At 62.7% G+C, this 25,850-nt stretch carries 23 protein-coding genes; 15 read left to right on the plus strand and 8 right to left on the minus strand.

Annotated elements, in window-relative coordinates; translation table 11 throughout:
• Together EOB59_RS25385 and EOB59_RS25390 are read left to right on the plus strand one after the other, a co-directional pair.
• Nucleotides 1–390 (plus strand): PfkB family carbohydrate kinase (locus tag EOB59_RS25385; protein ID WP_245486750.1); only part of this gene is annotated, 390 nt, incomplete at its 5' end.
• A 392-nt stretch (nt 391–782) separates the two neighbouring features.
• On the plus strand, nt 783–1,484 hold the full coding sequence (locus EOB59_RS25390; protein ID WP_128289492.1) for an antitoxin Xre/MbcA/ParS toxin-binding domain-containing protein: 702 nt from the start codon (nt 783–785) through the stop codon (nt 1,482–1,484).
• A gap of 87 nt (nt 1,485–1,571) precedes the next feature.
• On the opposite strand, the gene EOB59_RS25395 is transcribed toward EOB59_RS25390, so the two are convergent.
• Together EOB59_RS25395 and EOB59_RS25400 are read right to left on the minus strand one after the other, a co-directional pair.
• A complete protein-coding gene (locus EOB59_RS25395; RefSeq protein WP_128289493.1) occupies nt 1,572–2,399 on the minus strand; it encodes a hypothetical protein in 828 nt (275 codons plus the stop codon).
• A 190-nt stretch (nt 2,400–2,589) separates the two neighbouring features.
• Nucleotides 2,590–4,869 carry an NADP-dependent malic enzyme gene (locus EOB59_RS25400; RefSeq protein WP_127395289.1) on the minus strand — a complete coding sequence of 760 codons (2,280 nt, stop codon included), beginning with the start codon at nt 4,867–4,869 and terminating at the stop codon, nt 2,590–2,592.
• A gap of 213 nt (nt 4,870–5,082) precedes the next feature.
• Here EOB59_RS25400 and mutS point away from each other — a divergent pair, with 213 nt between their 5' ends.
• Entirely contained in the window at nt 5,083–7,812 is a 2,730-nt protein-coding gene (gene mutS, locus EOB59_RS25405; protein ID WP_128289494.1) for a DNA mismatch repair protein MutS, read from the plus strand.
• Here mutS and EOB59_RS25410 read toward each other — a convergent pair whose 3' ends face one another.
• The 3 genes from EOB59_RS25410 to EOB59_RS25420 form a co-directional block, all read right to left on the minus strand.
• Complete coding sequence (locus tag EOB59_RS25410; protein ID WP_128289495.1) at nt 7,813–8,658, minus strand: aldo/keto reductase; 846 nt, start codon at nt 8,656–8,658, stop codon at nt 7,813–7,815.
• A gap of 84 nt (nt 8,659–8,742) precedes the next feature.
• Nucleotides 8,743–9,135 carry a DUF305 domain-containing protein gene (locus EOB59_RS25415; RefSeq protein ID WP_127321683.1) on the minus strand — a complete coding sequence of 131 codons (393 nt, stop codon included), beginning with the start codon at nt 9,133–9,135 and terminating at the stop codon, nt 8,743–8,745.
• 43 nt (nt 9,136–9,178) lie between these two features.
• Nucleotides 9,179–11,683 carry a heavy metal translocating P-type ATPase gene (locus EOB59_RS25420; protein ID WP_128289496.1) on the minus strand — a complete coding sequence of 835 codons (2,505 nt, stop codon included), beginning with the start codon at nt 11,681–11,683 and terminating at the stop codon, nt 9,179–9,181.
• 185 nt (nt 11,684–11,868) lie between these two features.
• Here EOB59_RS25420 and EOB59_RS25425 point away from each other — a divergent pair, with 185 nt between their 5' ends.
• The 7 genes from EOB59_RS25425 (at nt 11,869) to EOB59_RS25455 (ending at nt 20,181) form a co-directional block, all read left to right on the plus strand.
• A complete protein-coding gene (locus EOB59_RS25425; RefSeq protein WP_127395943.1) occupies nt 11,869–12,687 on the plus strand; it encodes a glycosyltransferase family 25 protein in 819 nt (272 codons plus the stop codon).
• Nucleotides 12,688–12,765: 78 nt separating this feature from the next.
• A complete protein-coding gene (locus EOB59_RS25430) occupies nt 12,766–15,567 on the plus strand; it encodes a [protein-PII] uridylyltransferase (protein ID WP_128289497.1) in 2,802 nt (933 codons plus the stop codon).
• A gap of 46 nt (nt 15,568–15,613) precedes the next feature.
• Complete coding sequence (gene murJ / locus EOB59_RS25435) at nt 15,614–17,221, plus strand: murein biosynthesis integral membrane protein MurJ (protein ID WP_128289498.1); 1,608 nt, start codon at nt 15,614–15,616, stop codon at nt 17,219–17,221.
• A gap of 172 nt (nt 17,222–17,393) precedes the next feature.
• Nucleotides 17,394–18,461, plus strand: coding sequence for a tryptophan--tRNA ligase (gene trpS / locus EOB59_RS25440; protein WP_127256391.1), 1,068 nt, complete (start codon nt 17,394–17,396; stop codon nt 18,459–18,461).
• A 93-nt stretch (nt 18,462–18,554) separates the two neighbouring features.
• On the plus strand, nt 18,555–19,046 hold the full coding sequence (locus EOB59_RS25445) for a universal stress protein (protein ID WP_013528063.1): 492 nt from the start codon (nt 18,555–18,557) through the stop codon (nt 19,044–19,046).
• A gap of 156 nt (nt 19,047–19,202) precedes the next feature.
• Nucleotides 19,203–19,772 (plus strand): NifU family protein, encoded by a 570-nt coding sequence (locus EOB59_RS25450; RefSeq protein WP_023811631.1) that lies wholly within the window; start codon nt 19,203–19,205, stop codon nt 19,770–19,772.
• An 82-nt stretch (nt 19,773–19,854) separates the two neighbouring features.
• The gene (locus tag EOB59_RS25455; protein ID WP_127269475.1) at nt 19,855–20,181 is read left to right on the plus strand and encodes an NIPSNAP family protein; all 327 of its coding nucleotides are present in this window, start codon (nt 19,855–19,857) and stop codon (nt 20,179–20,181) included.
• Between the two features lie 111 nt (nt 20,182–20,292).
• Here EOB59_RS25455 and EOB59_RS25460 read toward each other — a convergent pair whose 3' ends face one another.
• Nucleotides 20,293–20,910, minus strand: a complete 618-nt coding sequence (locus EOB59_RS25460) for a L,D-transpeptidase (RefSeq protein WP_127397760.1) — start codon at nt 20,908–20,910, stop codon at nt 20,293–20,295.
• Between the two features lie 226 nt (nt 20,911–21,136).
• Between EOB59_RS25460 and cueR the strand changes: the two genes are divergently transcribed.
• From cueR to EOB59_RS25485, 4 genes are all read left to right on the plus strand, one after another.
• A complete protein-coding gene (gene cueR, locus EOB59_RS25465) occupies nt 21,137–21,559 on the plus strand; it encodes a Cu(I)-responsive transcriptional regulator (RefSeq protein WP_127382668.1) in 423 nt (140 codons plus the stop codon).
• A gap of 58 nt (nt 21,560–21,617) precedes the next feature.
• Nucleotides 21,618–22,049 carry an OsmC family protein gene (locus EOB59_RS25470; RefSeq protein ID WP_128289499.1) on the plus strand — a complete coding sequence of 144 codons (432 nt, stop codon included), beginning with the start codon at nt 21,618–21,620 and terminating at the stop codon, nt 22,047–22,049.
• 941 nt (nt 22,050–22,990) lie between these two features.
• Complete coding sequence (locus EOB59_RS25480; RefSeq protein WP_128289500.1) at nt 22,991–23,251, plus strand: hypothetical protein; 261 nt, start codon at nt 22,991–22,993, stop codon at nt 23,249–23,251.
• Nucleotides 23,252–23,375: 124 nt separating this feature from the next.
• Nucleotides 23,376–23,696 (plus strand): hypothetical protein, encoded by a 321-nt coding sequence (locus EOB59_RS25485; RefSeq protein WP_128289501.1) that lies wholly within the window; start codon nt 23,376–23,378, stop codon nt 23,694–23,696.
• A 23-nt stretch (nt 23,697–23,719) separates the two neighbouring features.
• Here EOB59_RS25485 and EOB59_RS35360 read toward each other — a convergent pair whose 3' ends face one another.
• Nucleotides 23,720–23,890: a hypothetical protein gene (locus EOB59_RS35360; RefSeq protein ID WP_164895742.1), complete on the minus strand. Its 171-nt coding sequence runs from the start codon at nt 23,888–23,890 to the stop codon at nt 23,720–23,722.
• A 128-nt stretch (nt 23,891–24,018) separates the two neighbouring features.
• On the opposite strand from EOB59_RS35360, the gene EOB59_RS25490 reads away from it, so the two are divergent.
• On the plus strand, nt 24,019–24,519 hold the full coding sequence (locus tag EOB59_RS25490; protein ID WP_164895743.1) for an MmcB family DNA repair protein: 501 nt from the start codon (nt 24,019–24,021) through the stop codon (nt 24,517–24,519).
• 29 nt (nt 24,520–24,548) lie between these two features.
• On the opposite strand, the gene nhaA is transcribed toward EOB59_RS25490, so the two are convergent.
• Nucleotides 24,549–25,745 (minus strand): Na+/H+ antiporter NhaA, encoded by a 1,197-nt coding sequence (gene nhaA, locus EOB59_RS25495; RefSeq protein ID WP_128289503.1) that lies wholly within the window; start codon nt 25,743–25,745, stop codon nt 24,549–24,551.
• Nucleotides 25,746–25,850: the final 105 nt, after the last annotated feature.

Genomic DNA, 25,850 nt, shown 5'->3' on the forward strand with positions numbered 1-25,850 from the left:
GAGCTGATGCGTTCGGGCACGGTCGACATCGTCTTTGCCAACAGCCACGAGATCAAGTCGCTCTACCGGACGTCGTCGTTCGACGAGGCGCTGGCCCAGATCCGCAAGGATTGCCGGATCGCCGCCGTGACCCGCTCGGAAAAAGGCTCGGTGATCGTGCGCGGCGACGAGACCGTGGTCATCAAGGCGACCGCCATCAAGGAACTGGTCGACACGACGGGCGCCGGCGATCTCTATGCCGCCGGCTTCCTGCATGGCTACACGCAAGGCCGCGACCTGCAGACTTGCGGCGACCTTGGCTCACTGGCGGCCGGATTGGTGATCCAGCAGATCGGCCCCAGGCCACGGCAGAATCTGCGCCGCGAGGCTGAGCAGGCGGGGTTGCTGTAGGGAAAGCTCTTCCCTTCTCCCCCTGTGGGAGAAGGTGTCGCCGAAGGCGACGGATGAGGGGTGCTCCAGCTTGGCACTGACGGTACTCCGTCCAACACCCCTCAACCGTCTTGGCGCTGCGCGCCAATCCACCTTCTCCCACAGGGGGAGAAGGGAAGGCCGCCTCCGCCCCTCACCGTCGCGCGGCTGTCATACATCGCACCTACACGCAATCCGGGCGTCCCGCGACTGACATTTCGGTGCGCCCTCAGTCAGTTGGGGTGTGAAGAAATGCAAGACAGCGAGCTGTCGGGCCGCAGCATCTGTTGCCGTCGCGATTTCCGCTTTCCGCTCTAGAGATTCAACAGCCGGCCGCAGCTGTGGGAGGAGAGCGCGGCCCAGAAGACAGATGTATGAACAGATTTCAGCTCCAGGGCCTCAAGCAGGACGACTTCGCCGAGATGGTCGCCGAAGACGTCGAACGCGCGCTTGCCCACTATGACGAGACCATCAACAAGCCCACCATGGTCTCGGTCGGCAAAATCGCCGGCAGCATAGCGTCCGCCGTCACCTTGCTGTCACCGAAGCACCAGCGCGCTATCGACGCCATCCATGCCGACCTGCCCGGCCTGGCCTCGAAATTCGTGCGCGCGCTGGCGGCGGAAGCCGCGCGCCGCAGCGAAGCCGGTATAGCCGGCGTGATCAATCCGCCGACGACCCCGTTGGCCGATGTCGAGCCTCCTTCGCTGCCAAAATCCGACGATCTCGAATCGATGCTGATCGAGGACTGGGCGGGCCGCGTCGCCGGCTCGACCTATCTGGAAGAGAATTTGCGTATCGCCCGCTCGACCCTGCATCGCTGGCAGCGGCGGGGCGAGGTCATCGCCTTGCGCAAGGGCGGCCGCAAACATGTCTTCCCGCTGGCGCAGTTCGTCGACGGCCGGCCGGTAGCGGGCATTCGCGACGTGCTGTCGCTGATCAGCAATCCCAGACTGGCGTGGCTGTGGCTGACTCGCCCCTCGGCGCAGCTCGACGGCCGCGTCCCGATCGACTTGCTGCGGCAGGATCAGGTGGACGAGGTCGTCGAGGCCGCGCGCGTGTTCGCGCCGGGGTGAGGGAGTTATTGTTGCAGATAGTAGGATCGGTTAATGTCCTCCCGGGTCTGCGAACTATAGTTCGCAGACGGTAATAATACTGTTGCGCTACTCCAAGCGAAAAAGACCACGCATTAGACCCTTGAGTCTTCCACTTCCCAAGGAATCCTCTTCTGCAACCGGAACTGGCGCAATCTGTCCGATTGACTTACTGGGAAATCTCTTGACCTTCCCTCGTTTGTATTTGGAAACCATTTCCGATTTCCACTTCTCATAATTTCTTGTTTTAAGATTCCGTTTCGTCGATATTATCTGATTAAAATGCAAATCGAAATCACGTTCAAAAGCATTCGGAGAAGATACCAAATCGTGTATCAACATAGCGAGTGCTTCAAGCAGCGACAATTTGAACCGAACTGACAAAGCGTTCTCTTTTTTTAACGCTGCTATCATAGAGTTTGATATATCTGTCTCTTCCGAGTTCAGTGGCCTGCTCCACTGCCCGTGCGCCAGGGTATTTCGCATTTCAATTATAGGAGCCAAATCATTCTTAATAACGTCCGCAAGCGCACCATATCTCATTAGCGCAGTAGGCTTTAGCGTGTGCTCGGACAGATTTGCTTTCGGTACTCCGTAGCGCTTGCGGTATCCCAATTCGAGTGACGATTGCCACGACTCAATCTGTGAACGCTTGTCCGATATTTTCTTGCGGGCCGAGTCATCAAAACCAGAGGGCTCATATAGAAGCTTTTTTAAGCGGCACTCAGCCCAAGCTCCAGTGAGCAGCAAGAGGATTTTGATCAGCGTATCTGTTGACGGCTTATCTTCTCTGGCGAGGGCCGCACGTAGCTCTCGCTCAGTGTGAACGATGCCATCGTGCACAGCCTGCAAATTCAGAACGTGGGCTTTGTAGAGACCTGGTGCACTGAGGGCCATTAATTCAGAACTCCCGGCCACCAAAAGGCAATATCACTTGCCCTTTGGTGGCCGGGAATCGAACCCGACTAGACTCCTTGCGGCATGTTTCCATTACACCATCACCCAGACTCTTCGATCGCATAGCTTGCAATACTGGTCAAGTAATCATCAGCGAATAATTGACAGCAATACAGTTCTTGCCACAACGTCAAGTCCCCGCCGTATACGCCGCAATCGCCGCCATGTTGACGATATCGCTGTCCTTGGCGTTCAGCGACACGATCTGAACCGGCTTGTTCAGCCCCACCAGCAGCGGGCCGATCACGGTCGAGCCGCCGAGTTCCTGCAGCATCTTGGTCGAGATCGAGGCCGAGTGGAACGCCGGCATGATCAGCACATTGGCCGGGCCGGTCAGCCTTATGAACGGATATTGCGCCATGGCCCGCGCATTGAGCGCCACGTCGGCGGCCATTTCGCCGTCATATTCGAAATCGACGCGGCGCTTGTCGAGGATACGCACGGCTTCCTGGACGCGTTCGGAGCGCTCGCCCTGCGGATGGCCGAAGGTGGAATAGGCGAGCATGGCGAGCCTCGGCTCATAACCCATGCGGCGGGCAAAGCCCGCGGCCTCCTCGGCGATGTCGGCGATCTGCTCGGCATTCGGCATATCGTGCACGGCGGTGTCGGCGACCAGCACGGTCTTGCCTCGCGCCAGCACGATCGAGACGCCGATGACGCGGTGGCCGGGCTTGGCGTCGATGACGCGGCGGATGTCGTCGAGCGCGGTCGAATAGTTGCGGGTGACACCGGTGACGATGCCATCGGCATCACCCAGCGCCACCATGCAGGCGGCAAAATGGTTGCGGTCGTTGTTGATCAGGCGCTGGCAGTCGCGGAACAGGAAGCCTTTGCGCTGCATGCGCTCGTAGAGATAGTCGGTGTAGATGCCGTTGCGGCGCGACAGCCTGGCATTGATGATCTCGATGCCTTGCTTGTTGAGGTCGATGCCGGCGTGCTTGGCGTTTTCCTTGATGACGTCGTCGCGTCCGAGCAGGATGGCGGTGCCGAGCCGCTGGTTCACATAGGAGACGGCGGCACGCATGACCTGTTCCTCCTCGCCCTCGGCGAAGACGATGCGCTTGGGCTGGCGGCGCACCCGGTCGTAGATGCGCTGCAGGGTCGAGGCGATCGGGTCGCGGCGGGCCGACAGCTCCTGCGCGTAACGGTCGAGATCGAGGATCGGCTTGCGGGCGACGCCTGAATCCATCGCCGCCTTGGCGACCGCGATCGGAATGGCCGAGATCAGGCGCGGGTCGAACGGCACCGGGATGATGTAGTTGGGGCCGAATTTCGGCCGGTTACCCTGATAAGCGGCGGCGACATCGTCGGGCACATCCTGGCGTGCCAATGCCGCCAGCGCCTGCGCGGCGGCGATCTTCATGTCGTCATTGATGGTGGTTGCCCTGACATCCAGCGCGCCGCGGAAGATGTAGGGAAAGCCGAGCACGTTGTTGACCTGGTTGGGATAATCAGAACGCCCGGTGGCCATGATGGCGTCGGTGCGGATTTCGGCGACCTCCTCCGGCGTGATTTCCGGGTCGGGATTGGCCATGGCGAAGATGATCGGGTTCTTGGCCATCGACTGCACCATGGCGGTGGTCAGCGCGCCCTTGGCGGAGAGGCCGAGGAAGACATCGGCGCCATCGAGTGCCTCGGCGAGGCTGCGCGCCTCGGTCTTGACCGCATGCGCCGATTTCCACTGGTTAATGCCTTCGGTGCGGCCCTGGAAAACGACGCCCTTGGTGTCGCACAGGATGATGTTTTCCGGCGCAAAGCCCATCGCCTTCATCAGCTCGATGCAGGCGATGCCGGCCGCACCGGCGCCGTTGCAGACCATTTTTGTGGTCTTCATGTCGCGACCGGTGATTTCCAGCGCGTTGATCAGGCCGGCCGCCGAGATGATGGCGGTGCCGTGCTGGTCGTCGTGAAAGACGGGAATGTCCATCAATTCGCGCAGGCGCTGCTCGATGATGAAGCATTCCGGCGCCTTGATGTCCTCGAGATTGATGCCGCCGAAAGAGGGCCCGAGGAACCGCACGCAGTTGATGAACTCGTCGGCGTCCTCGGTGTCGACCTCGAGATCGATGGAATCGACATCGGCGAAGCGCTTGAACAGCACCGCCTTTCCCTCCATCACCGGCTTGGAGGCCAGCGCGCCGAGATTGCCTAGACCGAGGATAGCCGTGCCGTTGGAGATGACGGCGACCATGTTGCCGCGCGTCGTGTAGTCGAAGGCGCGGCTGGGGTCCTCGGCGATGGCCAGAACCGGAACCGCGACACCAGGCGAATAGGCGAGGCTGAGGTCGCGTTGTGTCGCCATCGGCTTGGTGGCGACGACCTCCAGCTTGCCCGGCCGACCCATGGCGTGGAACTCGAGCGCTTCCTGCGCACTGACGGACGGACCGCTGTTCTCGGTTTTCCTGGCCATGATGTTCTTGATTTCCTCACCGGTGCAGCACCTCCTTGAAGCGGGTGCTTTGTTTCGGTCCGAATTAAGACCACGCGCCGCCGCGTGTAAACCGCCAGCGCGCTGGAATCGCCGTCCGCATCGGCAATTGCGGACAAGCTGCCGTCCCGTCGTCCCCTGTTTTTCGAAGCGCCGGCATTAAACCGCATCATCACATCTGCTAGCGTGCCGCGCATGAACATGCACAGCCCGAACGAGCCAGACGCCCCCGAGGCGATGACGCCGGCGCCGACCGTCCACGCCGGCGCCACGCCGATGATCGAGCAATTTATCGAGATCAAGGCGGCGAACCCCGATTCGCTTCTGTTCTATCGCATGGGCGATTTCTACGAGCTGTTCTTCGACGATGCCGAGAAGGCGAGCCGGGCGCTCGGCATCGTGCTGACCAAACGGGGGAAGTATCAAGGGCTCGACATCCCGATGTGCGGGGTGCCGGTGCATGCCGCCGACGACTATCTGCAAAAGCTGATCGGCCAGGGCTTCCGCGTTGCCGTCTGCGAACAGATCGAGGATCCGGCCGAAGCCAAGAAACGCGGTGGCAAATCGGTGGTGCGCCGCGACGTGGTGCGGCTGGTGACACCGGGCACCATCACCGAGGACAAATTGCTGGCACCCTCGGAATCGAGTTTCCTGATGGCGCTGGGGCGGGTGAAGGGCGGAGCGGACCACTCCTTTGCGCTGGCCTGGATCGATATCTCGACCGGCGCCTTCCGCGTCACCGACACCACCGCCGACCGGCTGCTGGCCGATATCTTCCGTGTCGATCCGCGCGAGCTGATCGTCGCCGAGCCGGTGTTCCACGATCCGGAGTTGAAGCCGGTGTTCGACGTGCTCGGCCGCGTCGCCAGCCCGCAGCCACCATCACTGTTCGATTCGGCCTCGGCCACGGGACGCATCGGCCGCTTCTTCGATGTGGCGACACCGGACTCCTTTGGCGCCTTTTCGCGCGCCGAACTGTCGGCGATCTCCGGCGCCATCGCCTACGTCGAGAAGACGCAGAAGGCCGAGCGCCCGCCGCTGTCGCGGCCCGAGCGCGAAGAGCAGGGCTCGACCCTGTTCATCGATCCGGCGACACGCGGCAATCTGGAACTGCTGCGCACGCTGTCGGGCAGCCGCGAAGGGTCGCTGTTCAAGGCGATCGACCGCACGGTGACCGGCGGCGGCGCAAGGTTGCTCGCCGACCGGCTGATGGCGCCGCTGACCGATCCCGCGGCCATCGGCGCCAGGCTGGATTCGGTGTCGTTCTTCCGTTCCGAAACGCGGCTCTGCCAAGCGGTGCGGTCGAGCCTGAAGAGCGTTGCCGACATGCCGCGCGCACTGTCGAGGCTGGCGCTCAACCGGGGTGGGCCGCGCGACCTTGGCGCGCTGCGCGCCGGCTTCGAGGCGGCAGGCGCGATCGCCGAAATCTTTGCCGCGACCGCCCTGCCCCCGGAACTTGCGGCGGCATTGGCCGCCATCCATGCTCTGCCCGAGGCGCTGGCCCAGCATCTGACCCAGGCGCTTGGCGACGAACTGCCGCTGCTCAAGCGCGATGGCGGCTTCTTGCGCGGCGGCTACCATGCCGATCTCGACGAGATGCGGGCGCTGCGCGACGAATCGCGAAAGGTGATCGCCGGGCTGGAGCGCTCGCTGATCGACGAGACCGGCATCCGCTCGCTGAAAATCCGGCACAACAATGTGCTTGGCTACTATATCGAGGTGACCGCCAACCATCATGCGGTGATGACCGGCAGCGATGGCGCCAAGGCGCGCTTCATCCACCGCCAGACCATGGCCAACGCCATGCGCTTCACCACGACCGAGCTCGCCGAACTCGAGACCAAGATCGCCAATGCCGCCGACCGGGCGCTCAGCATCGAGCTTGCCGCCTTCGACGCGCTGACGATGGAAGCGGTCGGTGAAGCGGAGAATATCCGCGCCGGCGCGGATGCGCTGGCCGTGCTCGACGTCTCGGCGGCGCTCGCGCTTTTATCGGAAAGCGAAGCCTGGTGCCGGCCGGTGGTGGATTCCAGCCTTGCCTTCGAGATTGCGGGCGGGCGGCATCCGGTGGTCGAACAGGCCTTGCGCCGTTCGGGCGAAGGCCCGTTCGTTGCCAATGATTGCGACCTGTCGCCGGAGGGCAGCGCCAGGAACGGCGCGATCTGGCTTTTGACCGGCCCCAACATGGGCGGTAAATCGACGTTCCTGCGGCAGAACGCCCTGATCGCCATCCTGGCCCAGACCGGCTCCTTCGTGCCGGCGACCTCCGCCCATATCGGCGTCGTCGACCGGCTGTTCTCGCGGGTCGGCGCCTCGGACGATCTGGCGCGCGGCCGCTCGACCTTTATGGTCGAGATGGTCGAGACGGCGGCGATCCTCAACCAGGCCGGTGAACGCGCGCTGGTGATCCTCGACGAGATCGGCCGCGGCACCGCCACTTTCGATGGCCTGTCGATCGCGTGGGCGGCGGTCGAATATCTGCATGAGAAGAACCGCTGCCGGGCGATCTTCGCTACTCACTTTCACGAAATGACCTCGCTGGCCGGCAAGCTGGCGCGGCTCTCCAACGTGACCATGCGGGTCAAGGAATGGGAAAACGACGTCGTCTTCCTGCACGAGGTCGGCAAGGGGGCCGCCGACCGCTCCTACGGCGTGCAGGTGGCACGGCTGGCCGGCCTGCCGGAAGCGGTGGTCGACCGCGCCAAGGAAGTGCTGCACCAGCTTGAGGAAGGTGAGGTTTCGGGCAAGACGAACCGGCTGGTGGACGATTTGCCGCTGTTTTCGGTGGCGGTGAAGCGGGAAGCGCCGAAGCCGCCCAAAAGCGATGCGCTGGGTATGGCGCTCGGCGAGATCAATCCCGACGAGATGACGCCGCGCGAGGCGCTGGAAGCGCTCTACCGGCTGAAGGGGCTGGCGGGGATATAGTCAGATCATCTCCAACCCGCGCTTGCGCGCTGGTGGCGGGAAGGCGCGGTCGAGATCGGCGATGTCCTGCGGCGTCAGCTTGATGTCGAGCGCCGCGACATTCTGGCGGACATGCTCCTGGCTTTTGGCTTTCGGGATGGCGATGACGCCCTCCTGATGCATGACCCAGGTCAGGGCGATCTGCGCGGAGGTCGCATCGTGGCGAGCGGCGACCGCGTCGAGCCTGGCATTGCGCGCCAACGCGCCCTGCTCAACCGGCGAATAGGCCATCAGCGGAATGTTGCGCTGCCGGCTCCAGGGCGCCAGGTCGAATTCGAGGCCGCGCCGGACCAGATTGTAAAGCACCTGGTTGGTCTGGACATTGCCGCCATCGGGCACGCCAATCAGCTCTTCCATCTCGTCGGTGTCGAAATTGCTGACGCCCCAGTGGCGGATCTTGCCGGCCTTTTTCAAGGTCTCGAAAGCCGCGACCGTTTCGGTCAGAGGCACGCTGCCAGGCCAATGCAAGAGATAGAGGTCGATGCGGTCGGTGCGCAGGCGTTTCAGGCTGTTTTCGCAGGCGCGCTGCACGCCCGCGCGTGAAGCGTTCGACGGTAGAACTTTCGAGACCAGGAAGGTCTCGTCTCGGCGCCCGGCGATAGCGTCGGCCACCACCTCCTCGGCACCGCCGCTGGCATACATTTCGGCGGTGTCGATCAGCGTGATGCCGAGGTCGAGGCCGAGCTTCAGAGCATTCACCTCATCGGCGCGGCGACTGATATCCTCGCCCATCTTCCATGTGCCCTGGCCAAGCACCTGAACGGCTTCGCCTGAGGGCAGTTTGGTGGTTCTGATGGTCGACGGCATGGCGGGCTCCATTTGAGCCGATCGCATCACAGGCTGGACGAGAAATCCAGAGGCGCTCTCGCCGCGCTGGCGATGGCTGAAGACTTACTTCACCGGATGGGCGGCGAGCCAGGCCTGCATCTGCTTGATCTCGGCTTCCTGCGCGGCGATGACGCCTTCGGCCAGCTTGCGGATTTCCGGATCCTTGCCATTGGCGAGTTCGACCTTGGCCATGTCGATCGCACCCTGATGGTGCGGGATCATGCCTCTGACGAAATCGACGTCGGCATTGCCGGTATAGTCGGACGCCATCATGTCGGCATGCATCTTGTCCATCGCCGCCTTGTAGCCTTCCGTCGAAGGGCTGGTCGCATCCGCCGCCATGGCGCCCATGTCGTGTTTCATCTCTTCGCTTTGCGCCGGAACGCTTTCGAGGAAGACGGCAACCAGCATTCCGGCCGCCATCAGCAGCAGCACGAGTTTTTTGGCGAAGGTCATTCATGGTCTCCTGTTGGATGGGTTTCGTATTTGGGGGCTTGGATCAGAGTTTCAATGTTCTCAGCCGCAACGCGTTTGCGATCACCGACACCGAAGACAGGCTCATCGCCGCCGCCGCCAGCATCGGCGACAGAAGCGTGCCGGTGAGCGGATAGAGCACGCCGGCGGCGACCGGCACGCCAAGCACATTGTAGAGGAAGGCAAAGAACAGGTTCTGGCGGATGTTGCGGATGGTCGCCTGGGCCAGCGTGCGGGCGCGCACGATACCGTTGAGGTCGCCCTTGACCAGAGTGATACCGGCGCTTTCGACAGCGACATCGGCGCCGGTGCCCATGGCGATGCCGACATCGGCGGCGGCAAGGGCCGGTGCGTCGTTGACGCCGTCGCCGGCCATGGCAACGCCGGCGCCTTTTGCGCGCAGTTCCTCGACAAGGGCTGCCTTCTGTTCCGGCAGCAGGCCGGCGCGGACCTCGTCGATGCCGAGGCTTCTGGCGATCGCGTTGGCCGTGCGTTCATTGTCGCCGGTTGCCATGATGATGCGCAGGCCGCTTTCATGCAGCGCCTTGATCGCCTCGGCCGTCGTTGCCTTGATAGGGTCGGCGACGGCGACGATGCCGGCCAGTTTCTTGTCGACAGCGACGAACATCGCCGTCTTGCCTTCGAGCTGCAGCGCCTCGGCCTTGGCCGAGATGGATGCGGTGTCGACGCCAAGGTCCGCCATCATCGCGGCATTGCCGAGCGCGACCGTCTTTCCCGAGACCGAACCGGACACGCCCTTGCCGGTGACCGCCTCGAAGGCGCTGGCCTCGGCAACGGTCACGCCGCGCGTAGCAGCGCCGTCGACGATGGCTTCAGCCAGAGGATGCTCCGACCCCTTCTCCAGACCGGCGGCAAGCGCCAGCAATTCCTCCTCGGAAAAACCGTTTGCCGCAACGACATCGGTCAGCTTCGGCCGGCCTTCGGTCAGCGTCCCCGTCTTGTCGACGATCAGCGTGTCGACGGAAGCGAAGCGTTCGAGTGCTGCGGCCTCCTTGATCAGCACACCGGCATGCGCTCCGCGCCCGGTGGCGGTCATGATCGACATCGGCGTGGCGAGGCCGAGCGCACAGGGGCAAGCGATGATCAGCACCGACACCGCCGAGACGATGGCAAAGATCAGGCTGGGCTCGGGTCCAAACACGGCCCAGGCGATGAAAGCGACAATCGCGACAAGGACGACGGCCGGGACAAAGTAGAAAGAAACGCGATCGGCCAACCCTTGAATCGGGGCGCGCGAGCGCTGCGCCTTGGCGACGAGATCGACGATGCGCGCCAGCGTCGTCTCGGCGCCGACCTTCTCAGCGCGCATGATCAGCGCACCATTCTTGTTGAGCGTGCCGCCGGTCAGCGCATCGCCCTCGACCTTCTCGACCGGCAACGGCTCGCCCGTGATCATCGATTCGTCGATCGAGGATCGCCCTTCCAGCACCGTGCCATCGACCGGCACGGCGTCACCGGGGCGTATGCGCAGGCGATCGCCGGCCTTGACGGCGTCGAGCGGCACATCCCCTTCGGACCCATCGGCGGCGATCAGCCGCGCGGCCTTCGGCGCGAGATCAAGCAAGGCGCGGATTGCCGAGCCGGTCTTTTCACGGGCGCGCAGCTCCAGCACCTGGCCAAGGAAGACCAGCGCAACGATGACGGCAGCAGCCTCGAAATAGACCGGTACCGCACCGCCATGGCCGCGGAACTGATGCGGAAAAATGTCCGGAAACAGCGTGGCTACGACGCTGTAGAGATAGGCAGCACCAACGCCGAGCGAGATCAGCGTCCACATGTTGGGGCTGCGGTTGACGAGCGAGTCCCAGCCCCGGTGGAAGAAGGGGAAGGCGGCCCAAAGCACCACCGGACTTGCCAGGACCAGTTCGATCCAGACTTTTGCCCGGTCCTCGACCAGACCTTCAAACGTCAGGCCGATCATGGGTGCCATGGCGATGATCAGAAGGGGGACCGACAAGGCAGCGCTCACCCAGAACCGCCTGGTGAAATCGACCAGCTCGGGATTTGGCCCTTCGTCGCCCGTTGGTACGCCCATCGGCTCCAGCGCCATGCCACAGATCGGGCAGGATCCTGGCTTGTCGCGGATGATTTCGGGATGCATCGGGCAGGTGTATTGCGTGCCTTTGGGCATCGGCTGCGGTGCCGGCCTGTCGCCGAGATATTTTTGCGGCTCCGCCTCGAATTTCGCCTGGCAGGCGGCCGAGCAGAAGTGAAAGCCCTGGCCTTCGTGGCGGGCAAAGTGCCTGGCTGTCGCGCGGTCGACGCTCATACCGCAGACCGGATCGGTGGCCGTCAGGAATTTTTCCGGCTCGGCGACGAATTTCGCGCGGCAGCCCTGGCTGCAGAAATGATAGGGATGGCCATTATGCTCGGTCGTCGGCTTGCCGGCGACCGGATCGACAGTCATGCCGCAGACCGGGTCGCGGACGACGCTCTTCGTGGTGGGCACCGCGCCTTTTGTCGAGCAGCAGCTACCATGCGCGTGATGATCGTGATCGGAATGCGTCATTCGAAAATGCCTCGATGGATCGGTGTGTGACGTGGAGATAGGGCTTCCAGTAACTGGAAGGTCAAGGGCTGTTTCGACTTTTCTTCTCCGGTCCACCGCGCGTCCATCCACCCCAAAAAAAGTCTCACGCGGCAACACCACGCCTGCTAGAGAGCGAGCGTCCCGGGGTGAGATTTTCTTTGGCAATGAAGCGTCTGGTCATCAATCTCGATCGGTCTCCCGATCGCCTTGCCCGTGTGACGGCGGAGTTTGCCCGCATCGACGTCCCATTCGAACGCGTTCAGGCCATCGACGCACGGGATCGGCCGGACCTGGACCAGCTGCCGCAAAATGTCGGATATCGGAACAGGCTGCCATTGACTGACGGCGAGATCGCCTGCCTGCTCAGTCACCGGGCCTGCTGGGCCGCCATCGCGCAAGGCGACGCTCGCTACGGGGCAATCTTCGAGGACGACATCGTCTTTGCCGCGAAAGCCGGCGCATTGCTTCGCGACAGCGACTGGATTCCAGCCGATGCCGAAGTCGTCAAGCTCGAAAGCTATTTTTGCAAGACCGTGATCCGACGCAAGCGCATTGCCATCGGTCACGGCTTTTCCACATCCAAACTCGACGCCGGACATATAGGAACCGCCGGCTACATCATCTCCAGGCAAACCGCGCTCGACCTGATCAAGGCCACAGAGGAGATCGGCATCGCTGTCGACGACCTTGTCTTCAACCCCGAGTTTTCGGTTTTGCGAGGCGAGACGATCTATCAGCTTGTTCCTGCGCTCTGCGCACAAGATCAGTTCCTTGGCGACAGGGCGCTCCAATTGCCAAGCCTGCTCAGGGAAAAGCGCGATATCCAGTGCGCCGTCGGGACCGGGAGACGCAGAAAGACAGCCATAGCGACGGTAAAAGCCGAGGCTCGGCGAATAGGCAAGCGCATTGCCGATTTCTGTCGACTGAAGCGGAGAATGGTCATTCCATTTACTTATCCGAGCCAGAGATCAGCCGGGTCTTGAACCGGCTTTCAACGCCCCATACCCAGCGTCGCGAAAACGCGCTATAGACGCCGCCGAACGGCAAGGCCGGCTGGGTATATGGCAAGAATCTCCCTGAAGCTCGACGAATTGATCGACGGCGAAGCCTTGCGCCGCGAGATGACCGCGCTGACCGCGGCCACGGCGGGCGACGGCTCCGGGCAGGTCGCGCGCAATGGCGTGCTCCAACTGCTCAAGGGACGACTGGCGGAAGGGCGCGCCATCGCCGAACGCATGCTGATGGACGATGGCGGCGGCAGCGCCTGCGCGGCGCGGCTGTCGCACCTCATGGACGAGATCATCCGGGCGCTTTACGATTTCGCCGTCACCCACGTCTACCGGGTCAAGAATCCGTCTTCGGCGGAGCGCATGGCCGTCGTCGCTGTCGGCGGCTACGGCCGTGGAACGCTGGCGCCAGGGTCCGACATCGACCTTCTGTTCCTGCTGCCTTACAAGCAGACGCCGTGGGGCGAACAGACAGTCGAATACATGCTCTACATGCTGTGGGACCTGGGGCTGAAGGTCGGCCACGCCACCCGTAACATCGACGAATGCCTGCGCCTGTCGCGCACCGATGTCACCATTCGCACCTCGATCCTCGAAGCACGTTTCCTGTGGGGCGAGGAAAAGCTCTATGATGAACTGATGCTGCGGTTCGACCATGAGGTGGTGCGCACGACCGGCCCCGAATATGTTCAGGCCAAGCTTGCCGAACGCGATGACCGCCATGCCAAGGCCGGCGAAAGCCGCTATCTGGTCGAGCCCAACGTCAAGGACGGCAAGGGCGGCCTGCGCGACCTGCAGACGCTGTTCTGGATCGGCAAATATTTCTATCGAGTGCGCACCGGCGAGGAACTGGTCGACAAGGGCGTCTTCACCGAGGGCGAATACCGCGAGTTCCAGAAGGCCGAGGATTTCCTGTGGGCGGTACGCTGCCACATGCATTTCCTCACCGGCAAGGCCGAAGAGCGCTTGCATTTCGACATCCAGCGCGAGATCGCCGAACGGCTCGGCTACACCACGCACCCCGGCCTGTCGGCGGTCGAGCGCTTCATGAAGCACTACTTCCTCGTTGCCAAGGACGTTGGCGACCTGACCCGCATCTTCTGCGCTGCGCTCGAGGAGGAGCAAGCCAAGCACGTTCCTGGCTTCAACCGCATCTTCCTGACTTTCTCCAGGCGCAAGCGCAAGCTGGCCGGCACCTCCGATTTCATTGTCGACAACCACCGCATCAACATCGCCGACGACCTGGTGTTCGAGCGCGATCCGGTCAATCTGCTCAGGCTGTTCTGGTTCGCCGACAAGCACGGTCTGGAATTCCACCCCGACGCGCTGAAGCTGCTGACCCGTTCGCTCGGCCTGATCAACAAGTCGCTGCGGCGCGACGAGGAGGCCAACCGGCTGTTCCTCGACATATTGACCTCGGATCGCAATGCCGAACTCAATCTGCGTCGCATGAACGAAGCCGGACTGCTCGGCAGGCTGATCCCGGATTTCGGCAAGATCGTCGCCATGATGCAGTTCTCGATGTACCACCACTACACGGTGGACGAGCATCTGATCCGCTGCATCGGCGTGCTGGCCGAGATCGAGCGCGGCGACGGCGAAAAGGTCCACCCCCTCTCGCACACGCTGATGCCGGGCCTGAAGAAGAGCCGCGAGGCGCTCTATGTCGCCGTATTGCTGCACGACATTGCCAAGGGCAGGCCGGAGGACCATTCCGAGGCGGGGGCCAGGATCGCCCGTCGCATCTGCCCGCATATGGGGCTGTCGCCTGCCGATACCGAAACCGTGGCCTGGCTGGTCGAGAACCACCTCGTGATGTCGATGACGGCGCAGACCCGCGACCTCAACGACCGCAAGACCATCGAGGATTTTGCCGCGATCGTGCAGTCGGTCGAGCGGCTGAAGCTGCTTTTGATCCTCACCGTCTGCGACATCAGGGGCGTCGGACCCGGTGTCTGGAACGGCTGGAAGGGCCAGCTGCTGCGCACGCTCTACTACGAGACCGAATTGCTGCTGACCGGCGGGTTTTCGGAAGTGTCGCGCGCGCAGCGCACGGCGGCGGCGCGCGAGCGCCTGGCCGAGGCGCTTGCCGACTGGCCGGACAAGGCCCGCAAGCGCTATGTCGGCCAACACTACGAGAATTACCTTTTGACCGTCGATCTCGCAGACCAGTTGCGCCATGCCGAGTTCATCCGCGAAGCCGACGTGTCAGGCAACAAGCTTGCCACCATGGTCAAGACCCACCAGTTCGAGGCGGTGACCGAAATCACCGTGCTGGCGCAGGACCACCCCCGCCTGCTCTCGGTCATCGCCGGGGCTTGCGCCGGAGCCGGCGGCAACATTGTCGACGCGCAGATCTTCACGACGTCGGATGGCCGCGCGCTCGACACGATCCTGATCAGCAGAGAATTCGATCGCGACGAGGACGAGCGCCGGCGTGCCGAGCGTGTCGGCCGGCTGATCGAGGACGTGCTGTCGGGCAAGAGTTGGCTGCCGGAAATGATCGAGAAGCGCACCAAGCCGCGGCGCGGCTCCAAGGTGTTCAAGATCCCGCCGCGCGCCGAAATCCGCAACACGCTGTCGAACCGTTTTTCGGTCATCGAGGTCGAGGGCCTCGACCGGCCGGGACTGCTGTCGGAGATCACCGGAACGCTTTCCGACCTGTCGCTCGACATCGCATCGGCCCACATCACCACCTTCGGCGAAAAGGTCATCGACACTTTCTATGTCACCGATCTCACTGGCCAGAAGATAGATAGCCCGGCCCGCATCGCCACCATCCGCAATCGGCTGATGGCAACGCTCGAAGGCATCGTGCCCGAACGCGGCGGCAAGTCCAGGGCGGCGGCCGAGTGACAACGACCATCACTTTGTCCCAATTGCGCAGGCAGTTCCCAAAAGCATGAGCCTCGTCAAGAAATTCGCAACGGTCGCTTCCGGCACGCTGATGAGCCGCGCGCTCGGTTTCGGCCGCGAGATGCTGATGGCTGCCGCCCTCGGTACCGGACCGGTCGCCGATGCCTTCAACGCCGCCTTCCAGTTTCCCAACACCTTTCGCCGGCTGTTTGCCGAGGGGGCCTTCAACGCCGCCTTCGTGCCGCTGTTCGCCAAGGAGATCGAAACCCACGGAACCGAAGGCGCCAAGCGCTTTTCCGAGGAAGTGTTCGGCGTGCTGTTCACGGCGCTGCTGGCGCTGACGATCATCATGGAACTGTCGATGCCGCTGATCGTGCGCTTTCTGGTGGCGCCGGGTTTTGCCGGCACGCCGGGGAAGTTCGACACCACGGTGACGCTGGCGACGATCATGTTTCCCTATCTGATCTGCATGTCGCTGGGCGCGATGATGGCGGGCATGCTGAATTCGTTGCGCCGCTATTTCGCCGCCGCGGTGGCACCGGTGTTCCTCAACATCATCCTGATCGGCGTGCTCGCGTATGCCTGGTACAAGGGCTCGGATGCCCTCACCGTCGGCTACGGGCTGTCCTGGGGCGTGCTTGCCGCCGGACTGGTGCAACTGGCGATCGTCTGGGTGGCGGTGCGCCACGCCGGCATCTCGATCGGCTTCCGCCGGCCGAAAATGACGCCCGCGGTCAAGCGGCTGCTGATCCTGGCGCTGCCGGCGGCCATCACCGGCGGCATCACCCAGATCAACCAGCTGATCGGCACGGCGATCGCCTCGGCGCAGAACAGCGCGGTATCCTCGCTCGCCTATGCCGACCGCATCTACCAATTGCCGCTCGGCGTGGTCGGTGTTGCGGTGGCGATCGTGCTGTTGCCCGAACTGTCGCGGGCGCTGAAGTCGGGCAATCTAATCGAGGCGGCCAATCTGCAGAACCGCTCGGTCGAGTTCACGCTGTTCCTGACGCTGCCGGCAGCCGCGGCACTCTGGGTGATGTCGGAGCCGATCGTGCGGCTGGTCTATGAGCGCGGCGCGTTCGCCGCCAACGGCTCGACGCCGACAGTGGCGGCGATCCTGGCGATCTTCGGCCTCGGCCTGCCGGCTTTCGTGCTGATCAAGGCGTTCACCCCAGGCTATTTCGCCCGCGAGGACACGCGCACGCCGATGATCTTTGCCGCTATCTCGGTGGCGGTGAACGTTACCACGGCGCTGACGCTGTTTCCACGGATGGGCGCGCCCGGCATCGCTGTGGCCTCGGCCGTCGCCGGCTGGGTCAACGCGGTGATGCTGCTCGGCGTCTTGATCCGGCGCGGCCATTGGGGGCGCGACGTGCCGCTGATGAAGCGCATTCCACGGCTGGTGCTGTCGGCGGCCGTAATGGGGGCGGCACTCTATTTTGCCGAGCACTGGTTCGCCGTCAGGCTAGGGCCGGGCTCGCCGCTGGCGGTCAAGGCGACGACGCTGCTGTCGCTGGTTGCCGGCGGAGCGCTGCTTTATTTCATCACCGCCTTCGCCACAGGCGGTGCCGATTTCGGCATGATCCGACGCAACGTCAAGCGGGGATCGGGCAAGTCGGCGCCACCGGTCGCAAAGACCGACCTGGACGAGTAGAGCGCCCGACACGCCCGCAGCGCCGTCTTGATCGCAGCGCCGTCTTCGTCCATAAGCGCGCCGTCGCAAGACTTTCGCCGCGCGCGGTTTCCAGCCGCGCGATTGGCTCCGAAAAGTCTGCAACTTTTCGGAATCACGCTTATACGGCCCTCCACAAGCCATGAGGACAATCATGACCGCCTTCAAGCCACTCGTCTTTTCCGGTGTCCAGCCGACCGGCAATCTGCACCTCGGCAACTATCTCGGCGCCATCAAGAAATTCGTTGCCCTGCAGGACACCTCCGATTGCATCTATTGCGTCGTCGACCTGCATTCGCTGACAGCCCAACTCGTTTATGAAGACCTGGCCGATCAGACGCGGTCGATCACCGCTGCGTTCCTGGCCTCGGGCATCGACCCGAAGAAGCACATCGTCTTCAACCAGTCGCGGGTCATGCAGCACGCCGAGCTCGCCTGGATCTTCAATTGCGTGGCGCGCATCGGCTGGATGAACCGTATGACGCAGTTCAAGGACAAGGCCGGCAAGGATCGCGAGAACGCCTCGCTCGGCCTGCTTGCCTATCCTTCGCTGATGGCTGCCGACATCCTGCTCTACCGTGCCACCCACGTGCCGGTGGGCGAGGACCAGAAGCAGCATCTGGAACTCACCCGCGACATCGCGCAGAAATTCAACAACGACTTCTCCGACCGCATCGCGGCCCTTGGCGTCGGCGTCGAGATGCAGGTCGGCGAAGAGACCGTCAACGGTTATTTCCCGCTGACCGAGCCGGTCATCGGCGGGCCGGCGGCGCGCATCATGTCGCTGCGCGACGGCTCCAAGAAAATGTCCAAATCGGACCCGTCGGATTTGTCGCGCATCAACCTGACTGACGATGCCGACGACATCTCGAAGAAGATCCGCAAGGCCAAGACCGACCCGGAAGCGTTGCCGAGCGAGCTGGACGGCCTGGCCGGCCGGCCCGAGGCGGAGAACCTGGTCGGCATCTATGCGGGTCTCGCCGAGATATCGAAGGCGGATGTACTCAAGGAATTCGCCGGTCAGCAGTTTTCCGTGTTCAAGCCGGCCTTGGCCGATCTTGCAGTGGAAAAACTGGCGCCGATCGCCAGCGAGATGCGCCGCATTTCGGATGACCGCGCCTATGTCGACGCTGTGCTCAAGGACGGCGGCGAGCGCGCCGGCGTGCTGGCCGAAGCGACGATGAAGACGGTGCGCGACATTATCGGCCTGCTGCAGGGCTGATCGCGACATCGGGTGCACTGGCACAAGGCCGGCGACTTGCCGCCGGTCCCCCGCAGTGGCAGATTGCGGCCGCACGACACCGAGTAGATAGACATGGTCTCCAAACGCCTCAGCCGCGAAGCCGGCCATCGCAGGAAATTCCTGACGATCATCGACGACACGCCGGAATGCGAGCGTGCCGTCGCCTATGCCTCGAAACGGGCGCAGAGCACCAGCGGCACGCTGGTGCTGCTCTATGTCATCGTGCCGGACGATTTCCAGCATTGGCTGGGTGTCGAGAAGATCATGCGCGAGGAAGCCAACGCCACCGCGCGCGCCGCGCTCGACAGCTATGCCAACAAGGTGCGCCAGAAGCTCGGCATCGAGCCCGAGATGGTGGTGCGCGAAGGCAAGCCGACGGAAGAGATCCACAAATTGATCGAGGAAGACCAGGACATCGCCATCCTGGTGCTGGCCGCCGGTGCGGGCAAGGAAGGGCCGGGGCCGCTGGTCGGCGCCGTGGCCGGCAAGGGTGCCGCCTTCCCGATCCCGGTGACTGTCGTGCCGCAGAACCTGTCGGACGAGGAAATCGACAGCCTGGCCTGAGATTCTGCTCTTCAGGTGATGCCGGTCCGATGATGGGCGCGAAAAAACATTCCGCCAGCCAGCTGTTCCGGCGATGCGTTTCGCTTGAATGTCCAGCCAATTGAGCCTATTTAGAATTGTTCCAAACTAGATGCCCAAACGGGCACGGAGACGGCCATGTTCATCCAGACCGAATCGACGCCAAACCCGGCGACGCTGAAATTCCTGCCCGGCAAGGAAGTGCTTCTGGAAGGCACCGCCGATTTCCGCGATGCCGACAGCGCCGCCGTCGCCTCGCCGCTGGCCGGCCGGCTGTTCGAAATTCCTGGCGTCACCGGCGTTTTCTTCGGCTATGACTTCATCACCGTGACCAAGGATGGCCCCGACTGGCAGCATTTGAAGCCGGCGATCCTCGGCGCCATCATGGAGCATTTCATGTCCGGCGCGCCCGTCATGGCCAAGGCCGGCCCGGCCGCCGAGACCAGCCAGACCGGTGAGTTCTACGACAAGGCCGACGAGGAGTTGGTCATCACCATCAAGGAACTGCTCGACACGCGGGTGCGCCCGGCGGTCGCCCAGGATGGCGGCGACATCACCTTCCGCGGCTTCGAGAATGGCACGGTGTTCCTGCACATGAAGGGCGCCTGCGCCGGCTGCCCATCCTCGACGGCGACGCTGAAGCACGGCATTCAGAATCTGCTGCGCCATTTCGTGCCGGAAGTGCAACAGGTCGAGCAGGTCTCCTGACGCCCCCTTTTAAAATTCTACCCTGCTGACCATCTGGTCCGATTTCTTCGCTTCCGGCGCCTCGGCCAGAAGGAACTCCAAAATGATCTACGAACTTCGGGTTTACCGGGCTTTGCCGGGGCGCTTGCCGGCGCTTCTTGATCGTTTCGACAAGATCACCCTCAAATTGTGGGAAAAGCACGGTATCCGCCAAGCGGGTTTCTTTACCACGCTGATCGGTGCTTCGAACAACGACCTGACCTACATGCTGGCATGGGAATCGCTGGCCGAACGCGAAGAGCGCTGGACGGCGTTCGTGAAGGACCCGGCCTGGACACAGGCGCGGGAAGATTCCGAGCGTGACGGCCAGATCACCGAGACAATCACCAACCAAATTTTGGCTCCCACCTCGTTCTCGGCGGTGTCCTGACCACCGAGCAGGCGTCGCATCGCGCAAACAACAAAAAACCGGGCCGAATTGCCCGGTTTTCTGCTTGGGACGTCCGTTGTTGCCTAGACGGTCCGCGTACGAAAACTGCCTCTAGAGAACGATGACCTTGGCGCCGACCGAGGCGCGGTCATAGAGGTCGATAATGTCCTGATTCATCAGGCGGATGCAGCCAGACGACATCGCCTTGCCGATCGAATTCCACTCCGGGCTGCCATGCAGGCGATAGCCTGAATCACCGCCCTTGTTGAACAGGTACATGGCGCGCGCGCCGAGCGGGTTCTTCAGGCCCGGCTCCATGCCGCCGGCAAACTTTTCCAATTCCGGCTGGCGCTGGATCATCTGCCTCGGCGGCGTCCAGGTCGGCCATTCGCGCTTGAGCGCAATGTGGGCGGTGCCATGCCACTCGAAGCCCTCGCGGCCGACGCCGATGCCGTAGCGAATGGCCCTTCCGTCGCCCTCGATGAAGTAGAGGAACTTGTTCTGCGTATCGACGATGATCGTGCCCGGCTTTTCCGGGCTGTCGTAGTTCACTTCCTGCCGATGGTACTTCATCGGCACTTTCTCGATCGGGATGCGCGGCAGCTGATAACCTGCGTCGGTGACCGCGCCGTAGTTGTTGGAGAATATCTGCGAGCCGATGGTGCTGCAACCGGCGATAGCAGTGGAGAGCGCCAGTGCGGCGATGATTGCAAACGACTTCATGCGCATCAGGTGATCCGGTGCCCCGCCCAACTTCGGCGGCACGAGTCGGCCGCTCTCTCATCATCATTCATGCTGGCATTTGCTTTGCTTGCCAAGCGTGCGATGCCTATATGCCTGCCTTGACGTACCGGTAAGCGTATCACTATGGCATTTTGGCAACAGTGCCCACAGGATTGTGAAGCAAATTCAAGGGGCCCGCTCCGTGGGCTCCTGGAAATCGAGGAGAACCGTCATGAATGTCGGTGACGCCGCCCACCGCTCCGGCCTGCCGGCCAAGACCATCCGCTACTATGAAGAGATCGGCCTGATCGCCCCGGCGCGCGCCGCCAACGGCTACCGCGATTATTCCGGAGACGACATCCATCGGCTGGCCTTCCTGCGCCGCGCGCGCAATCTCGGCTTTTCCATCGACGATTGCCGCCAGTTGATGGCGCTTTACCAGGATCGCAGCCGCGCCAGCCAGAACGTGCGCGAAATCGCCGCCGCCCATGTCACGGCGATCGAGGAGAAAGTGCGCGAGTTGCAGTCGATGCGCTCGACGCTGCAGAAACTGATCCATGCCTGCCACGGCGACGAAAGGCCGGATTGTCCGATCCTTGATGACATGGCGGGGGCGGCGTTGCCCAGCGACAAGGCCGCCTCTGCGCCTGCATAATGACTCTACGTCGACGAGGCCCGACGCCTGGTCGACTCCTGCCGGGAGGACATCAGCAATGGTCTCGATGACCGTCGAACTGCGCAATGTGGAGGACACGCAAGCCGCCATGGGCTGGGCCGGCGGCCACACGATCATCGTCGACCGGCCCGAAGGCAAGGCCGGCGGCATGGGCCTGGGCTTCAATGGCGGCCAACTGCTCGCCCTGGCGATCGGCGGCTGCTTCTGCAACGACCTTCGCTACGTCGCCGAGGAAATGGGTGTAACGCTCAACAAGATCGCGGTGATCGTCACGCTGAACCTCGAAGGCAAGCCTTTGCTCGCGACCTCGTCAATCATGAAGGTTTCATGCACGACGCTGGACGGCTCCGACCCGGCGGAGATCATCACAAGGGCCGCGGCGATTTCCACGGTCAGCAACTCCCTGCGCCAGGGCGTGCCGGTGAGCATTGAAACGGACGCAACGGCGACCGGCTTGTCGGAGGAATGATCCCTGGGAACAGGCGCATTTGGCCGCGTGGATTGTCGGAGACCGCTAAAAAGATCCGCCGCCGGCACGGCAGGGGGATTGACCCAATTTTCTTCGGCATCTGGGCGCGTCAATCTGCCGCTCTATGTCTTCCCTTGTCGCAATGATCAACGATGGAGGTTGGCATGGATCGGCGATTGTTTCTGACTGGAATGCTTGGGCTTGCAGGGGCTGCGACCGTCGTCGCAATCGCGCGTCCTGCCACCGCCCTGGCCGGCATCCCTGATACGGGGCCCGGCATTCTCGATGAACTCGACAAATCATCCGACGACATTCTCGGCCCGGATGGTCCCGATGTTCAGGACGGCGTCGAGTTCGTGCGGCACCGCAGATGGCACCGCCGCCGTCGCCGACGCGGGTGGAGGCGGGTTTGCCGTCGCTATTGGCGCAATGGCTATTGGCGCCGGCGATGCTTCCGCAGATCCTTCTGGATCCACTTCTGACGGGATCACCAAACGCGAAGGCTCCGGCATCCGCCGGAGCCTTCGCTATCGCTGCGGGCTTGAATCCAATCGGCAAAAAAGGCCCGCCGCCCCTCGGCAGCGGGCAGGTCCTGGAGTGCCGGGGGATCAACCCGGCATGGGGTCAACGAGCGGATCACCAGTTGGTTGCAGGGATCGGCCCGGTAGCCTTCCTTTGGGTGGACCGCCACCGGGCCTGACCGGAGCGGGGTGTATTGGGGGAGCCCCGGCTGCTTCCAAAATATCACCTTTCACTTAAATTAGCTTTAGCTAATTTACAGAAAGCCATGCGCCACCCGCAGATGGGTTGCGCACTTCACGGAAGTGTCGAAGCGACGTCTCCCTGCTTATGCCATTCGACATTCGCGGAACTAAAGCGGTTGCATCTGACTTTGGTTGGTAACGCGCAAAGATTTTTTTCTGCTATCTTAAGGTTACTAAGTGGAAATTGATGGGCGCGGCATATCATGTCGATTCGCGCTGACGATCTCTTTGTTTTTCGAGGAACTGCTTGGCGTGTTCCGCCCAATCAGCCGCCGTGACTTTATGCTCCCGAACGGACTTTCTGAAAGCCTTGCGCAGAGCGTCAAGGTCAAAGGCCCATACTTGTTGGCCTTCTTTAGTGTTCGATTTTGCGTCACCCGTCCCCATGGAAGCGACGGTATGCACCGCAAACTCAATCTTTCAAGGATCAATGCCTGACTTCTTTAGGGTATATCCGGGTATGTCACTCCCACTCTGGCGGGCGCGAAGGAAAATATCGCAAAGGAAATAACCGCCAAAGGATGATAAGAAGGGCAGCAAAGAGCCAACCTGAGCGGTTTCGATGGAATTCATTCTGGCTTGCCTAATCTGCGGGGCAATATTCTTAACCGCCGTATTCATTCACAACAGCTGGCTGCGGAGCCACACAAGGGATTGGACGCCGACATCTGCTGAAGTTTTGAAGTTTATTGACGGCGGCGAGGGCCCAAACCGCTATCTGCTGCAATATGTGATTGATGGAACGGTCTACCGCATCGAAACCAGTCCGTGGTTGGTGCCGTTCTGCACCGCCAGCAACGCGGGCTCGCAAATCGACGTGCTAGTCAACCCATATAGCCCGTACCAATGTGCAATCATCGGTAGAACGGGACAGGGCCGGTGAAGCCGCCTACGGCTGGGTAGCGCCTAGAGCCATTTGATAGCTCCTAGAATCAGCACGACGATAGCTGCCATCACATATTCCAGCCCCGGCTTAACCTGCGCACGAAGTTGCGGTGAAAACCGGCACGCCAGCAGGGCGCCAAGCCCACCACCGAGCGGCGTTAGAATCTTGTCGATAAACTCAACGGCATTCATGTCTCAATCCCCCAAACCCAAGCGAAGGCTAGCAAAGCTAGGGTCTTAAGCAAGCGGGTCTGTCAACCATACAATCGCCTTCATAAAACAGGTTCAAACCGTGAACAAAATCTGGCATGGTGCCTGGCATGCCGATCATCTCCCCCATCCTCATCAATCCTCTCATCGACGGCCGCCAGTCCGAACGCGCCATGCTGGTGCGGCGCGGCGTACAGCGGCTGCTCATGGATATGGGCGCACATGTGTTGCCCGAACTGTCGCTGGCCACGGGCCGCCGCGCCGACCTCGTCGCGCTGACCCGGCAGGGAGATATCTGGATCATCGAGATCAAATCCTCGATCGAGGATTTCAGGGTCGACCGCAAATGGCCCGACTACCGGCTGCATTCCGACCGCTTCTTCTTCGCCACCCATCCCGGCGTGCCCTCGGAGATCTTTCCCCAGGAGTGCGGCTTCATCCTCTCCGACGGCTACGGCGCCGAGATCCTGCGCAATGCGCCCGAGCACCGCATGGCAGCGGCAACGCGCAAAGCGCTGATGCTGCGGATCGCGCGGGCCGGCGCTTCGCGGCTGCTGGCGGCAGAGCTTGCCGGCGTGTCGGTGCCGGCGCTGGAGGGTGAGAGCGAGTAGCGATTGTCCCCCAAGTCCTAAGACTGCCTCTACTCTTCACCGTCCTCCACGCCACCCCTGGCGGGCGCCATGAGCAGCACGGCAGCGCCCAGGATAGCGGCGATGAAGGAACCGGCGAGGATGCCGACCTTGACCGCGTCCTGCAGCGCCACGTCGCCGGCGAAGGCGAGCAGGCCGATGAACAGGCTCATGGTGAAGCCGATGCCGCACAGCAGCGATATGCCGATCATGTGCGTCCAGCCGGCATTGGCTGGCAGGTCGGCAAGACCGAGCCGGATGGCAAGTGCCGAGGAGCCGAACACGCCGACCAGCTTGCCGACCACCAGGCCGGCGGCGACACCCAGCGTCAACGGCTCGATCAGCGCACTGACGCTGAGGCCGGCGAGCGAAACGCCGGCATTGGCAAAGCCGAAGATCGGGATGACGAGGAAGGCCACAACCTTGTGCAGGCCGTGTTCGAGCCGGTGCAGCGGCGAATGGTCGAGATCGTGGCCGATCCCGGCGGAGCGCGCGAGCGGGATGGTCAGCGCCAGCGCCACGCCGGCAAGCGTTGCATGGACGCCAGATTTCAGCACCAGGACCCACAGGACGACGCCCAGAGCGAGATAGGGCACAAGCGTCATCACCCGCATGCGGTTGAGCACTACAAGCCCGGCAATGACGGCGAAGGCGGCACCCAGATAAGCCAGCGAAAGGCCGCTGGTGTAAAAGATGGCGATGATGATGACGGCTCCGAGGTCGTCGATGATGGCAAGGGCTGTGAGGAACACCTTCAGCGAAGCCGGCACGCGGCTGCCGAGCAGCGACAGCACGCCGAGCGCGAAAGCGATGTCGGTGGCGGTCGGGATCGCCCAGCCGGACAGGGCTGCCGCATTGTTGCGGTTGACGGCCACATAGACGAGTGCCGGAACCAGCATGCCGCCAGCAGCGGCGATGCCGGGCAGCACGCGCCGGGGCCAGGTGGAGAGCTGGCCGTCCAGCATCTCGCGCTTGATCTCCAGCCCGACGAGCAGGAAGAACACCGCCATCAGCCCGTCATTGACCCAATGCGAGACGCTGAGCGGGCCGAGATAGGCGTGGAGCGCGGAGAAATAGGTTTCGGCGAGCGGCGAGTTGGCGACGATCAGCGCCAGTGCCGCTGCCACCATCAGGATGATGCCGCCGGCCGCTTCGCTATCGAGAAATTCGCGGAAGACGGAAATCGGCCGCTGCTTCAAATCCTGCATGTCGCCTCCGTCATGCCGCCTGTTTGGCGGGCTTCATTGTCCAAGCGCTAGCGCCGCCCCTCACCTGCCTGCCGGCATCCTCTCCCCGTATAGTGACGGGGAGAG

Origin of the sequence: Mesorhizobium sp. M7A.F.Ca.MR.176.00.0.0 (assembly GCF_004023165.1) — a bacterium.
Lineage (GTDB): Bacteria > Pseudomonadota > Alphaproteobacteria > Rhizobiales > Rhizobiaceae > Mesorhizobium.

What these genes read in the sequence shown, in the direction of transcription:
- EOB59_RS25390 (WP_128289492.1), top strand. Translation starts at nt 783, where the DNA reads ATGAACAGATTTCAGCTCCAGGGCCTCAAGCAGGACGACTTCGCCGAG.
- EOB59_RS25395 (WP_128289493.1), bottom strand. Translation starts at nt 2,399, where the DNA reads ATGGCCCTCAGTGCACCAGGTCTCTACAAAGCCCACGTTCTGAATTTG.
- EOB59_RS25400 (WP_127395289.1), bottom strand. Translation starts at nt 4,869, where the DNA reads ATGGCCAGGAAAACCGAGAACAGCGGTCCGTCCGTCAGTGCGCAGGAA.
- mutS (WP_128289494.1), top strand. Translation starts at nt 5,083, where the DNA reads ATGAACATGCACAGCCCGAACGAGCCAGACGCCCCCGAGGCGATGACG.
- EOB59_RS25410 (WP_128289495.1), bottom strand. Translation starts at nt 8,658, where the DNA reads ATGCCGTCGACCATCAGAACCACCAAACTGCCCTCAGGCGAAGCCGTT.
- EOB59_RS25415 (WP_127321683.1), bottom strand. Translation starts at nt 9,135, where the DNA reads ATGACCTTCGCCAAAAAACTCGTGCTGCTGCTGATGGCGGCCGGAATG.
- EOB59_RS25420 (WP_128289496.1), bottom strand. Translation starts at nt 11,683, where the DNA reads ATGACGCATTCCGATCACGATCATCACGCGCATGGTAGCTGCTGCTCG.
- EOB59_RS25425 (WP_127395943.1), top strand. Translation starts at nt 11,869, where the DNA reads ATGAAGCGTCTGGTCATCAATCTCGATCGGTCTCCCGATCGCCTTGCC.
- EOB59_RS25430 (WP_128289497.1), top strand. Translation starts at nt 12,766, where the DNA reads ATGGCAAGAATCTCCCTGAAGCTCGACGAATTGATCGACGGCGAAGCC.
- murJ (WP_128289498.1), top strand. Translation starts at nt 15,614, where the DNA reads ATGAGCCTCGTCAAGAAATTCGCAACGGTCGCTTCCGGCACGCTGATG.
- trpS (WP_127256391.1), top strand. Translation starts at nt 17,394, where the DNA reads ATGACCGCCTTCAAGCCACTCGTCTTTTCCGGTGTCCAGCCGACCGGC.
- EOB59_RS25445 (WP_013528063.1), top strand. Translation starts at nt 18,555, where the DNA reads ATGGTCTCCAAACGCCTCAGCCGCGAAGCCGGCCATCGCAGGAAATTC.
- EOB59_RS25450 (WP_023811631.1), top strand. Translation starts at nt 19,203, where the DNA reads ATGTTCATCCAGACCGAATCGACGCCAAACCCGGCGACGCTGAAATTC.
- EOB59_RS25455 (WP_127269475.1), top strand. Translation starts at nt 19,855, where the DNA reads ATGATCTACGAACTTCGGGTTTACCGGGCTTTGCCGGGGCGCTTGCCG.
- EOB59_RS25460 (WP_127397760.1), bottom strand. Translation starts at nt 20,910, where the DNA reads ATGCGCATGAAGTCGTTTGCAATCATCGCCGCACTGGCGCTCTCCACT.
- cueR (WP_127382668.1), top strand. Translation starts at nt 21,137, where the DNA reads ATGAATGTCGGTGACGCCGCCCACCGCTCCGGCCTGCCGGCCAAGACC.
- EOB59_RS25470 (WP_128289499.1), top strand. Translation starts at nt 21,618, where the DNA reads ATGGTCTCGATGACCGTCGAACTGCGCAATGTGGAGGACACGCAAGCC.
- EOB59_RS25485 (WP_128289501.1), top strand. Translation starts at nt 23,376, where the DNA reads ATGGAATTCATTCTGGCTTGCCTAATCTGCGGGGCAATATTCTTAACC.
- EOB59_RS35360 (WP_164895742.1), bottom strand. Translation starts at nt 23,890, where the DNA reads ATGAATGCCGTTGAGTTTATCGACAAGATTCTAACGCCGCTCGGTGGT.
- EOB59_RS25490 (WP_164895743.1), top strand. Translation starts at nt 24,019, where the DNA reads ATGCCGATCATCTCCCCCATCCTCATCAATCCTCTCATCGACGGCCGC.
- nhaA (WP_128289503.1), bottom strand. Translation starts at nt 25,745, where the DNA reads ATGCAGGATTTGAAGCAGCGGCCGATTTCCGTCTTCCGCGAATTTCTC.